This is a genomic window from Streptomyces synnematoformans, assembly GCF_039531005.1.
In the GTDB taxonomy this organism is placed as follows: domain Bacteria; phylum Actinomycetota; class Actinomycetes; order Streptomycetales; family Streptomycetaceae; genus Streptomyces; species Streptomyces synnematoformans.
Window position 1 is genome coordinate 1 of record NZ_BAAAPF010000207.1, and the last position, 12,919, is coordinate 12,919.

Consider the following 12,919-nt stretch of genomic DNA (forward strand, 5'->3'; position numbering starts at 1 on the left):
CTCCCGCAGGAACTCCGGGTTCCACGCCAGCTCCGCCTGCTCCCCCACCGGCGCCAGCTCCGCCAGCCGCCGCGCCAGCCGCGCCGCAGAACCCACCGGCACCGTCGACTTGCCCACCACCAGACACGGCCGCTCCAACCGCGGCGCAAGCGCGTCCACCGCAGCATCCACATACGACATGTCACAGCCGTACTCACCGTGCTTCTGCGGCGTGTTCACACACACGAAGTGCACATCGCCGAACGCCGCGGCCTCCGCGTACGAGGTGGTGAAGCGCAGCCGGCCGGTCGAGCCCTCGATCCCGGCGACGTGCGTGCGCAGCAGCTCCTCCAGGCCCGGCTCGTACATCGGCACCCGGCCCGCCGACAGCAGCTCGACCTTCTCCTTGACCACGTCCAGGCCCAGCACCTCGAAGCCCAGCTCCGCCATCGCGGCGGCGTGCGTGGCACCGAGGTAGCCCGTACCGATCACGGTGATTCTCAACGACATCTGTGCAGGCCCTTCGGGTTATCGGCGGATACGGCGGAGTCCGCGCCGGGCGGCGCTCCGCAGCAGGTGGGTGGCGCCGCCCCGGCCCGGGCGGGAGCCGTCGGCGGGCGCCGGTGCGGTCGTGGCGGCGGCGGGCCGGGCGGAGTCCGGCCCGGCGGGGTTCTTCTTGGCCGCCTCGGCGGCCTTGGTGTCGAGCGAGGACTGCGCCAGCAGCGCGCCGATGACCGCCTGGGCCGCCGCGGCGGCCGGGGCCGTCGCCTGCGCGGGGGCGGCGGGCGGCGTGCCGGGCCGCTTCGCCAGGGAGGCCAGGTCGCCGACGACGTTGACGCCGAGGCCGGTGATGGCGGCGGTCATCTCTTCGGCCAGCCCGGTGGCCTCGGCCACCGCCCACTCGGGGGTGGCGACGCGCGCCTCGTCGCGCGCGGGCTGGTACCTGTCGCGCATCCGGCGCAGCGCCCCGGCGCGTACGACCTTGCCGTGCCGCTCCACGGACCAGCCGCGGCGGTGCGACTCCACGTTGAGGAGCCGGACCAGCTCGGCCTCGCCGTGGGTCATCGACCGGTTGTCCTTCTCGTCGTAGACGAGGAACCCGGCGGGCAGCCCGGCCATCTCCTCGAAGACCCGCAGCTGCATCTGCTGGTCGCTCTCGTCCTGCACCAGGACGGTCAGGTTCTCCGGGCCGGCGGCCGCCGCCCAGCGGGCGATCAGCTCGTCGTGCCGGTGCCGGCGCCAGAAGCTGGGGGTCGGCTCGATGTACGGCTCCCGGTGGAACATCTCCTCCAGCCAGTCCTCGTACGTCGAGCGCAGCCCGTTGCGCACGTACTGCTGCCACTGCGACGGCAGGATCTTCAGCAGCGGCCGCAGCGTGACGACGACGTGCACCCGCTCCCCGCCGCCGAGTTCGGCGACGACCTCGCGGGCGGCGTCGTCGGCGGCGTTGGAGAAGTACTCGGTGCTGATGACCACCCGCCGGTCGCCGGCCTGCTCGCACTGCTCCACCAGCCGCCGCCAGCGCTCCATGCCCGGCCGGTCGCGCTGCAGGAACACGTCGAGGTGCTCGCGTACGGGCGTGCCCGCCGGCCCCGGGAACTCCACCCCGATCTTGGCGAGCGCCGCCGCGACGGGCTGCCGGTGCGTGCCCGCGTAGACGACGTCGTACGCGGGCAGCCGGTCGCGGGCGCTGTGGAACGCGCCCTGCAGGGCGGTGGTGCCGGTCTTGTGCGGGCCGATGTGGAGGATGCGGCCGCCGCGCGGCACCGTGGGCACCAGCGTCGGCGTCGGCTGCGTCGGCGGTGTCGTCATCGGGAGTCCTTCTCTCCTCGGACGTTCTTCGGCAGCTGGTCGTCCAGCCAGCCCGTGAGCGTCTGCATGTAGGTCTCGGTGATGTGCTCGCCGGCCCGGTAGACGATCACGTTGCCGATGACGGCCGGGCAGGTCCCGTCCGGGCACAGCTCGGGGGCGAGGTCGATGACCGGGACCCCGGCCCGCTTGGCCGCCTGGGGGGTGACCTGCTCGTACTCCAGCCCTTCGCGCAGCGGGAAGGCGCAGTCCTGCAGCCGGTCGGTGTTGGCCGACACGCACGAGGGTATGTCCTCCGGCGGGTACGGGATGTCGGCGAGCGCCCTGACCCGGGCGCCGGAGTCCTTCAGCTCGCCCAGCGTGGCGGACATCCCGTCGCGCAGGGCCGCGGTGTTCTCCTCGCCGTCGAGCTTGTCGTCGCCGTTCATCGCCGCCTGGTCGTCGCGGTTGCCGACGAGCACCAGCCCGGGGTCGCTGGCCGTGATGTGCTCCACCGCGCTGGCGCGCCAGGCGTCGCACTCGGTGTACGCGCGCTCGTACTGCCGGTTGTAGATGGTCGTCTTGGCCGGGGTGCAGGCGGACTTGGTGAGCACGGCGACGTTCCAGCCGCGCTTCTCGGCGACGGAGAGCAGCGCCGGCGCGTACTGGGCCGCGTGCGAGTCGCCGAAGAGCACGACGTCGATCTCCACCCCCTTCGCCTTCCGGTCGCCGCCGGCCTTGTCGCCGACGACGGTCACGTCGGGCCGGAGGGCCCGGCTGCCGTCGCCGGTGCGGTCCGCGTCGTTGACGTAGACGCAGCCCCCGGCCTCGGTGTCCCGCTGTCCGGCGTGGCAGCCCGACTCGTACACCTCGCCCTCGTCGGCGTCGGCGTCCTCGGGCAGCGGGCTGAGCACGGCCGCGGACTCCTGGACCTTCATGGAGTCCTTGAGCGCGGCGGCGCCGACGGCCTGCGAGGGGTCGGCGAGCTTCATGGTCGGCACGGTGGCCCAGGTCAGCCAGCCCAGCAGCGCGCCGGCGGCGGTGCAGGCGAGGCCGAGGACGAGGCCGCGGCCCACCGGGGCGAGCGCGCGCGAGACCCGTACGGGATCCTCCACCAGCTTGTGGGTGAGCGCGGCGGGCACCCAGCTGGCCGCGACGACGACGGCCAGCTGGGCGGTGGTGATGTCGGGCCACTTGACGGTGGCGAAGGCGACGGCCGGCCAGTGCCACAGGTACCAGGAGTACGAGAGCCGCCCCACGTACCGCATCGGCGCGGTGCCCAGCAGCCGCGCGCCCGCGGTGTCCTGCCGGGCGGCGCCGGCCGCGATGACCGCGGCGGCGCCCAGCACGGGCAGCGCGGCGGCGGAGCCGGGGAAGGGGGTCTCGTCGGAGAACCGCAGGGCGGCCACCGCGATGGCCGTGAGCCCGCCGGCGGCGAGGACGGCCGCGACCCGGCCCGGCAGCCGCCGCCAGGCGTCCGCCGGCACCAGCGCCAGCAGCCCGCCGACGGCCAGCTCCCAGCCGCGGGTGAAGGTGGAGAAGTACGCGGCGCCGGCCTCCTCGCGGGTGAGGTAGACCGAGTACGCGAAGGAGGCCACGGCGATGCCGCCGAGCGCCAGGGCCAGCCGCGGGCGGACCGACCTGCCGCCGCCGCGCTTGCACCACCAGCCGATGGCGATGATCAGCAGCGGCCAGACCAGGTAGAACTGCTCCTCGACCGCGAGGGACCAGAAGTGCTGTACGGGGCTGGCGTCGGCGCCCAGCGCGGAGTAGTCGACGGCGAGCGACGCCTGCTGCCAGTTGACGACGTACAGCGCCGCGGCGGCCAGGTCCTTCGCGACCGTCTTGCGCTCCACCGGCGACATCAGCAGCCAGGCGAGCAGCGCGACCGCCGCGAGCACGACGGCCGTCGACGGCAGCAGCCGGCGGGCGCGGCGGGCGTAGAACCCGGTGAGGGAGATCCGCCCGCTGCGCTCCAGCTCGCGCACCAGCAGCCCGGTGATCAGGAAGCCGGAGATGACGAAGAAGACGTCGACGCCGACGTAGCCGCCGGAGATCAGCGGCACGCCCGCGTGGTACAGCAGCACCACGCCCACGGCGACGGCCCGCAGGCCCTCGACGTCGGGGCGGAACCCCCGGCTGGGGCCTGCCGGCCGCGTGTCCGGCCGGGACCGGCGCTCGGTCGGATCGGGCGCGTCGAGCGCCGGGGCCTGCTGGCCGTGCATCAACCCTCCGGGTAACGGTTCTGGTGGTGTCGGGTGGACCTGGACGTCACTAGCGCGCGGCCAGCCGGGACTTGGCGGAGCGCAGCGCTCGAGCGATGCTGCGGCCGGCCGGCGGGGCGGCGGCCGGGGCGGGCTCCGCCCGGCGCACGGGGACGGTCCAGGACAGGGCGCCGGCGCGGACGGTGACCTCCGGCGTGAGGGCGTCGCGGCGCTTGCGGGCCTCCCGCGGCAGCCGCAGCTTCGCCCGGTACGTGCGGGCGGCACCGGAGGTCTTGGCCGGCCGGGCGACGGCGGAGGCGCCCGCGACGTCGAGCCGCACCGCGTCGGCGGGCAGCCCGGTGACGGTGGCGCGGACGTCGACGACGAGTTCGTCGCGGCGCTTCTCGGCCTGTGCCGCGGCCTCGAACCGCTTGTCCGCCTTGTGCTTGATCTCGCCCAGCTCCAGCGTGAGGTGGCCGGTGGAGCGGATCGCGTAGAGGGTGACGACCTGGCCGGAACCGGCGTGGGCGGCGGCGACGTGCATCGCCGGCTGCTTGAGCAGGCTCAGGCTCCGCTGGTCGCCGAACCGGGTGACGTTGGCGTCGCCGCAGGCCAGGGAGAGGTCCCAGAGCGCCTCGGCGAGCGGCTCGCCGCCGGCGGCGGTCGCCGGGTCGATGTCCAGCCGGAAGTTCTGGTAGCCCTCGTCGTCCTGCTGCGGCTCCAGCGACAGCGGAAGACGGTGCTGGACGATGCCGCCGCGCTGCTTGAGCAGCATCTCCGGCGGGGTGCTCCAGCCGTCCGGCGCGGGCGCCTTGACCTTGCCGGAGAGCTGGACGGTGCCGGTCTCGGCGTCGAGGCCGGCCTTGCCGACGCGGAACGGGACGGGCAGCTCGTCGGTGACGTCGTAGAACGTGTCCGGGATGTTCCTGGCGGGGTCGCGGAAGAACGGGTACTGGGCGTAGACCCGGCCGTCCTCCACCAGGTGCGTCACCTCCTGGTCGCCCAGCTTGCGGTGGTACTTCGACGCCGCGAGCAGGTCGTCGAGGTCGCCGCGGCGGACCAGCTCCATCAGCAGCCGCTCGATGACGGACAGCCTGGCCGCCGCGCCCTCGCTGTACCACCGGTCGAACAGCAGGCGCATGTCCTGGAAGGCCGACTGCTGGTCGCCGGCGTTCTTCTCGCGGCGCAGCTGGCGGATGGTGTGCGGCAGGTCGATGTTGTAGTGCCGGGCCAGCAGGTGGTCGCGCCGCGGGCCGTCCGGCACGTGCTCGCCGACCAGCTCGAACATGGCCTCCAGGAAGCGGATCCGCGGGGCGGTGCCCTTGGTGACGGAGGTGTTGTTGCCGCCGTCGTCGCGCTTGACCCAGTACACGCAGTCGTAGTCGGCGATCACGCTGATGCCGGCGGCGTGCAGGTAGGCGGCGCTGGTGAACGGCTGGTCCTGGCCGACCTTCAGCTCGGGCCGGAAGCGCAGCTTGTGCCGCTCGACCAGCTCGCGCCGGAAGAGCTTCATCGGGTTCAGCGTCCAGTAGACGCGGGAGCTGAACACGTCGGTGCGGGCCAGGTTCTGGTGGTACATGGACGTGGGCGCACCGCGGCCGTTGACGCCGACCATCTTGCCGACGACGACGTCGGTGCCGTTGGTGTCGGCGGTCTCGACCATCCGCGCGAGCGTCTCGCGGCCGATGAAGTCGTCGGCGTCGAGGAAGAACACGTAGCGGCCGGTGGCCCGCTCAAGACCGACGTTGCGGGGGCCGGCCGGGCCGCCGGAGTTCTCCTGGTGGATGACGGTCAGCCCGGGGTTCTCCGCGGCGAGCCGGTCGAGTTCGGCGCCGGTGCCGTCGGTGGACCCGTCGTTGATGACGAGGATCTCCAGCCGGTCGACGCCGATCGTCTGCTCCAGCACCGAGGTGACGCTGCGGGTGATGTACGGCATCGAGTTGTACGCACCCGTGATCACCGTGACGTCGGGTATGGGACCGGCCGCGGGCGCGGCCTCGGGGGATGTCATCGTGCCTATCTCCTTCAGACGGCGCGCTCTAGGTTGCGGCGCTCGGACTTCTCCGCCAGCGCGCGCACGGCCTCGCCGAAGCGGACGACGGACGCGGGCTCGTCGGGGCCCAGCAGGTACTCCTTCAGCTCCTCGCGCGCGGCCCGCAGCGGGTCGGCCGCGGGGTCGGGGACGGCGGCGAGCAGCTCGTCGATCCTGGCGGCGTCGGGCGCGAGGATGACCGCCGCCCGCACCGCGGTGTTCTGGCGCTTGAACTCCTGCTCCCCCAGGCCCGCCGAGTCGGTCACCGCGTAGGGCTTGCCGCTGGCGATGAAGTCCGAGACGACGCTCGATATGTCGGAGACCATCCCGTGCGAGACGTTGAAGCAGTCGTACAGCCGCGGCTGGTCGCCGGTGACGACGCGGTGCTCCCACCAGCCGAAGGAGCGCCAGTAGGCGTCGTTCCACTGCTCCTTCAGCCGGGCCGCCTCCGCCTCCCGGGCCGGGTCGACCACGGCGTCGCGGGAGGTCTGCGCCTCGTCGGCGGACTCGTCGGCGGCCCGGTCGAGCCGCTCCAGCTGCGCCTCGATACGCACCAGCTCGGCCCGCGCGGCCTCCAGCCCGGCCTGCTCGGCCGCGGCGGCGCGGACCCAGCGGGGCTCGGTGGCGCGGCGCGCGCCGGCCTGCTCGACCATGGCGACGATGCGCTCGTGGGCGGCCTTGGCGCGCGGGCTGACCATGCCGGTGAAGGGGTGCGGCTTGTAGAGCACCCGCACCGGCTCCTTGGCCGTCAGCAGCCGGCGGACGATGTTCTCGCCGGCCAGCATCAGCGAGGTGTTGCCCGGGTCGTCGGTCCAGCCCTCCCACGTCGGCGCGTAGAGGATGGTGGGGATGCGGTCCGCGGCGGGCGCCTCGGCGGGGCGGATCGACGCCAGCTGGGGGCGGCCGACCTCCACGATGGCGTCGTCGCGGACGCCGACGTCGGCCAGCGCGTAGCGGTCGCGGCCGGCCCGGCCGGCGGTCCACACCTCGTCGTAGACCTTGGCGTACGGGTTGATGCTGGCGACCTTGTCGCTGTCGCCGTGGCCGATGAAGACGTGCTTCATCGTGGGCACCCGCAGCAGGTGGATGTTCTTGCCGACGTTGGCGGGGTAGAGCGCGACCCGCACCGACGACAGGTCCATGTTCATCAGGTGCACCGCGGACGGCACGCACGCCACCGGCACGGTGGTGGCGGCCAGGCCCGGCAGCGTGTGCTGCTCGCGGACGATGAGCAGCGGGCGCTCGTCCAGCGCTGTCAGGTCCTGCAGTGTCTCCAGCCACATGTTGATCTGGTACGTGGACTCCTTGGTGCCGGAGAAGTAGAGCACCACGGTGGGCCGGTAGGCGCGCAGCCACTCGTCGAACCACTCCAGCACCGCGTCCCGCTTCGGCGGCAGCGCGCCGGGCCGCATGTGGTACCCCACCGCGGCGATGTACAGCAGCGTCAGGCCCAGCGTCAGGCCCATGCCGGCGTAGCCGTACGCGCCCGTCCCGGTCTCGGCGGCGACGAGGATGCCGGTGACCGCGAACAGGTCGAGGTGCTGGACCTTCTCGGCGCCGCGGTGGGTGAGCAGCCGGGGCGCGGCGTCGGAGATGCCGAGCGGCGCCAGGTCGATGTTGCGGGTGATGACGGGCAGCTTGCGGCGGTTGCGCAGCAGCGTGAGCAGACCGCTGTGCGGCGCCTGCAGGGTGGCGACGAGCGCGAAGCAGGCGATGGCCTCGTAGCCGACGGTGTCGCCGGCGACGCCCATCCGGGCCAGCAGCAGCACGAGCAGCAGCTGCCGCAGCATGAAGCGCAGGGTCAGGCCGGCGCGGGCGCGGGAGAGCTGGTTGAGCAGGTAGGCGCCGCGGTGGTGCAGGAAGTGGTCGGAGACGTAGCTCACCGCGGCCGCGCCGGCGAACACGCCGAGGCTCGGGATCAGCGCGGCCAGCAGCATCAGCGGGTACGAGACCAGCATCACGGCGGCGGCGCCGAGTTCCCCGGCGTTGCCGCCCCGGACCAGGCGAAGGAATATCCCCGTCACCGCACACCCGCCTCGGTGCCGTCCTCGCTGCGGTCGAGCACCGCGGCCAGCGCGCGGTCGACGCTGGAGCCGCGGGTCGGATCCTGCTGGCGTACGTCGATGACATGGCCTGTCATCTCGGAGAGCAGCACGTCGAGGGAGGTGCGGGCGACGGCCTCGGAGGCCAGCAGCGAGCCGGCGGGCTCCGTGCCGAACGCCTTGGTGCGCATCGGGGTGGCGGTGCGCTCGGGGTTGATGCAGTTGACGCGGACGCCGTCGCCGGCCCACTCGTCGGCGAGCGCCTGGGTGAGGTTGACCACGGCGGCCTTGGTGGAGGAGTAGAGGCTGTACTCGGCCCGGCCGCGGGTGTAGCTGCTGGAGGTGTAGAGGAGCAGCTGGCCGCGGGTCTCGGCGAGGTACTTGTGGGCGGTGCGGGCTATCTGGACCGGGGCGAGGTAGTTGACCCGCAGGGCCTCTTCGAGGGCGGCGTCGTCGGTGTCGGCGAGCCGGCCGATGCGCAGCACGCCGGCGGTGTTGACGACGTAGTCGATGCGGCCGGTCTCGTCGTAGGCGCGGCGCAGCGCCTCCTCGATGTCGCCGGGGTTCTCCACGTGGGTGCCGGTGGTGGAGCGGCCGAGGGGGTAGACGTGCGCGCCGTAGCCGCGGGCCAGCTCGCAGAGGTCGCCGCCGATGCCGTACGAGCCGCCGAAGACGACGAGCGTGCGGCCGTCGAGGAGGCTGCGGTGAGCCTCCTCGTCGCCGTGCTCGGGGGCGGAGCTGGAGGCGAGCTGGAAGAGCTTGTCGGCGATGAAGACGTCGACGGGGTGGGTGACCTTCATGTTGTACTCGTCGCCCGCGACCACGTGGATCGGCACGTCGGGCAGGTACTTCAGCACCACGGAGCAGTCGTCGGTCGCCTGGAAGTTCGGGTCGCCCGCGGCCACCTCGTACGCCCGCCGGATGGTGGAGAGCTTGAACGCCTGCGGCGTCTGGCCGCGGCGCAGCCGGGAGCGGTCCGGGACGTCGGTGATGAACTCGCCGTCCTCGCCGTGCCGCCGGGTGACGATGATCGTGTCGGCGGAGGGGATGGCGACGTCCACGGCCTGGTAGCGCTCCAGGGCGGTGACGCAGTCGGCTATCACCCGGGACGACAGCAGGGGGCGTACGGCGTCGTGAAAGAGGACGTTCGCGTCCTCGCCCGGGGCGAGGTCCGCGCCGATCTCGGCGATGGCGCGCTCGGTGGTCTCGTTGCGGGTGCCGCCGCCCTCCAGCACCCGGCGCACCTTGGTCAGGCCGGCCTTGGCGACGATCCGCTCGACGTCCTCGACGTAGCCGGGCGCCATGAGGACCAGGATCTCGTCGACGCCGTCGGCCTGCTCGAAGACCGCGAGTGTGTGCTCGATCACCGTCTTCCCGGCGATCTTCAGCAGTTGCTTGGGTATGGACAGCCCCACGCGTTGCCCGGTGCCACCCGCCAGTACCACGGCGGTGGTGCGGGTGGCCTGGGCGGACGTGCTCGCTGTCGGCTCCGTGGGGGCGCCTGTCGACACTGCTGCTCCTGGTGATGATCGTGAGCGGTCATCGAATTCGGGGTGAATTCGGCTCGACAGCAAGACATATTAGAGGTGCGCGAAGTTGTATCCGGTTGCGGGCCGAGGACGGGATCGTCACCGGGCCGTGATCAGGACGCGGGGCGGGCCACCCGGCCGCTCCGGCCCAGCCAGGCGCGCAGGGCGTGCGCGGGGTTCGCGCTCTCCACCCGTACCGTCTGCAGCGGCAGCTCCGGCGTGCTGCTGCCGGCGATCCGCAGGGCGAGGTGCCAGGTGCCGGGCTGGGGCACCCGGATGCGGGCCGTGAAGGCGCCCCCGGCCCCCTGTCCGCCCTGCGCACCCGTGCTGCCCGTGCTGCCCGTGCCGTCGGCCGGCTCGGGGGCGGGGAGGGCGGCCGTGACCGTACGGCCGTCGCTCGCGCGGGTCGCCGTCAGCTCCAGCGCCACGGCGGGCAGCCGCGTACGGCGGCGGCCGCGCACCGATAACACCCGGGTGTCCCGGCGGTCCTGCGCGACGGTGACGGACCTGGGCCGGACGAAGGAGCGGGCGCCGACCTGGTGTGTGACATCGAACACGTCGTCGGGCAGGCCGAGGCGGGAGTCGCGGAAGTACGGGTAGTGGGCGAAGACCCGGCCGTTCTCGACGGTGACGTCGGCGGGCGCCAGCCAGCGCACCGGCTTGCGGCCTTTCCGGGCGTCGAGCGCGAGCCGGCGCTCGCGGACGTACCGGACGACGGCCACCGTCTCCTCGTACAGCCCGCGCCGCACCAGCTCGCCCTGCAGCCGCACGATCGCCGGGACCCGCGCCATCGCCGGCTCGCTGTACCAGCGGGCGACGGGCTCGTGCAGCGCGGCGAACATCCGGCGGGAGCGCTCCGGGTCGCGCTCGTGCTCGCGCCGCACGCCGCGCAGCGCGCGCTGCAGGTTGACCTGAAAGAGCCGGGTGAAGAGGTGGTCGCGCCGGGGCCCGGCGGGGGTGTGCTCGGCGACGAGGGTGAGCATCGCGGCGAACGTGCCGGCGCTGCCGCCGCCGGGGCGGGGGGCGTTGCGGACGGTGGTGGTCAGGTTGCCGCCGTCGTCGCGCAGGACGTAGTAGACGCAGTCGTAGGAGGCGAGCACGGAGATCTTCGCGGCGTGCAGATACGCCCGGGTGACGAAGATCTGGTCCTCGCCGGTGGTCAGGTCCTCGGGGAAGCGCAGCCCGTGGCGCTCGATCAGGTCGCGGCGGAACAGCTTCATGGGGTTGAGCACCCAGAAGACCCGGGAGCTGTACAGGTCGGCGTCCGGCTGGTCGCGCCGGAACATCGACGTCGGCGGCGTCCGCCCGCCGACCCCGACGAGCTTGCCGACGACGACGTCCGAGCCGTTCTCGTCGGCCATGGCGGCCATCCGCTCCAGCGCCTCGGGGCCGAGGTAGTCGTCGGCGTCGAGGAAGAACACGTACCGGCCGCGGGCCAGCCCGATGCCGGTGTTGCGCGGCGCGGCCGGGCCGCCGGAGTTCTCCTGGTGGACGACGCGGACGCGCTCCGGGTGGAGCCGCGCGAAGCGGTCCAGCTCCGCGCCCGTGCCGTCGGTGGAGCCGTCGTCGACGGCGACGACCTCGACGGCTTCCGGCGCGAGACTCTGCCCGAGCACGGAGTCGACGCACCTCGTCAGGTACGGCATGGCGTTGTACGCGGCGATGACCACGGTGACGTGCGGCTGTTCCACTGGCCCCCCAGACCGATCTCCTTTGGTGAACACGGAGACCGGCCCGGGTGACCAATGGTTGTCCTGGAGTGACAGATTTGTGTCGGGCTTATCCGGCCTTTACGGGCGCGGCGGCGACGCCCGGGGATGCTGCTGGTGGCCGGGTCGGCGGTCTTCATGTACGTCACGGCGCGTGCCCGCGCGGAGGCGGCGGCGGAGCGGCAGGCGGAGAGCACGGCGCGCTCGGTCGCGGCGGCGCCGGGCGTCGCCGGGGCGATCACCGGCGGCGGGGATCCGTCCGGGGTGCTGCAGCCGTACACCGAACACGCCCGGCGGGACACCGAGGTGACGTTCATCACCGTCATGACCCCGGACGGCACCCGCTTCACCCACCCCAACCCGGCCGTGATCGGCGAGGCGTTCCTCGGCCACACCGCCCGCGCGCTCCGCGGCGAGACGTTCAGCGAGACGTACACCGGCACCCTCGGCCCCTCGCTGCGCGTGGTCACGCCGGTGCGGGCGGCCGACGGGCGGATCGTCGGCCTGGTGAGCGCGGGGATCACCGTCAAGGCGATCAGCGACGAGGTGCGGCGGCAGCTGATGCCCGTGCTGTACGTCGCGGCGGCGGCGCTGGCGCTGGCGGGGCTCGCGACGTACCTCATCAACGCCCGGCTGCGGCGGCACACGCACGGCATGAACGCCGGCGAGCTGAGCCGGCTGCACGACTACCACCAGGCCACGCTGCACGCGGTCCGCGAGGGGCTGCTGATGCTCGACGGCACCGGGCGGATCGCGCTGGTCAACGACGGGGCGCGGGAACTGCTGGGCACGGGCGCCGGCGACGACGTGGTGGGCCGGCCGGTGGCGGACCTCGGGCTGCCGGGGCAGCTCACGGAGGCGCTGCTGGCGCCGGGGCCGCGGGTCGACGAGGTGCACCTGACCCGGGACCGCACGGTGGTCGTCAACACCTCGCCGGTCACCGGCGGCGAGCACCGCGGCACGGTCGTCACCCTCCGCGACGTCACGGAGCTGCAGACGCTGACCGGCGAGCTGGACTCCGCGCGGGGCTTCGCGGAGGCGCTGCGCGCGCAGGCGCACGAGTCGGCCAACCGGCTGCACGCGGTGGTCTCGCTGATCGAGCTGGGCCGGACGGCGCAGGCGGTGGAGTTCGCGACCGCGGAGCTGCGGCTGGCGCAGACCCTGACGGACCGGGTGACGGGCGCGGTGACGGAACCCGTGCTGGCGGCGCTGCTGCTGGGGAAGGCGGCGCAGGCGAACGAGCAGGGGGTGGAGCTGGTGCTGACCCCGGACAGCCGGATCGACGACGGCGTGCTGCCGCCGACGCTGCCGGCCCGGGACCTGGTGACGGTGCTGGGCAACCTGATCGACAACGCGGTGGACGCGGCGGCGGAGGGCGCCAGGTCCCGGACGGCGTCCGGGGTACGGAACGGCGGGCCGGCGGCGGGTGCGCCGCAGCCGCAGGTGCGGGTGACGGCGCGGGCGGCGGGCGGCGAGCTGCTGCTGCGGGTCGCGGACGACGGCCCGGGGGTGGACCCGGAGCGGGCGGAGGAGGTCTTCGAGCGCGGCTGGACGACGAAGCGCGCGGCCGGCGCCGCCGGTGCGGGGGGCCGCGGCCTGGGCCTGGCGCTGGTCCGCCAGGCGGCCCGCCGGCACG

General features: G+C 73.6%; 8 protein-coding genes. 1 reads left to right on the plus strand and 7 read right to left on the minus strand.

From position 1 onward, the window contains the following. The 7 genes from ABD317_RS25230 to ABD317_RS25260 all read right to left on the minus strand — a co-directional run. Positions 1–489: NAD(P)-binding domain-containing protein (locus ABD317_RS25230; RefSeq protein WP_344292255.1), on the minus strand; the 489-nt coding region annotated here is incomplete at its 3' end. 18 nt (positions 490–507) lie between these two features. Beyond that, positions 508–1,791, minus strand: a complete 1,284-nt coding sequence (locus ABD317_RS25235; RefSeq protein ID WP_344292257.1) for a hypothetical protein — start codon at positions 1,789–1,791, stop codon at positions 508–510. Then, on the minus strand, positions 1,788–3,992 hold the full coding sequence (locus tag ABD317_RS25240) for an acyltransferase family protein (RefSeq protein WP_344292259.1): 2,205 nt from the start codon (positions 3,990–3,992) through the stop codon (positions 1,788–1,790). Before ABD317_RS25240 ends, ABD317_RS25235 begins: the two co-directional genes overlap by 4 nt. A 49-nt stretch (positions 3,993–4,041) precedes the next feature. Continuing rightward, positions 4,042–5,982: a glycosyltransferase family 2 protein gene (locus ABD317_RS25245; protein WP_344292261.1), complete on the minus strand. Its 1,941-nt coding sequence runs from the start codon at positions 5,980–5,982 to the stop codon at positions 4,042–4,044. 14 nt (positions 5,983–5,996) lie between these two features. Further along, positions 5,997–8,027 carry a hypothetical protein gene (locus tag ABD317_RS25250; RefSeq protein ID WP_344292263.1) on the minus strand — a complete coding sequence of 677 codons (2,031 nt, stop codon included), beginning with the start codon at positions 8,025–8,027 and terminating at the stop codon, positions 5,997–5,999. Beyond that, positions 8,024–9,556 (minus strand): SDR family NAD(P)-dependent oxidoreductase, encoded by a 1,533-nt coding sequence (locus ABD317_RS25255; RefSeq protein ID WP_344292265.1) that lies wholly within the window; start codon positions 9,554–9,556, stop codon positions 8,024–8,026. Before ABD317_RS25255 ends, ABD317_RS25250 begins: the two co-directional genes overlap by 4 nt. A gap of 131 nt (positions 9,557–9,687) precedes the next feature. Then, positions 9,688–11,265: a glycosyltransferase family 2 protein gene (locus tag ABD317_RS25260; protein WP_344292267.1), complete on the minus strand. Its 1,578-nt coding sequence runs from the start codon at positions 11,263–11,265 to the stop codon at positions 9,688–9,690. Positions 11,266–11,391: 126 nt separating this feature from the next. Here ABD317_RS25260 and ABD317_RS25265 point away from each other — a divergent pair. Next, on the plus strand, positions 11,392–12,919 hold a 1,528-nt coding region (locus ABD317_RS25265), incomplete at its 3' end, for a sensor histidine kinase (RefSeq protein ID WP_344292269.1).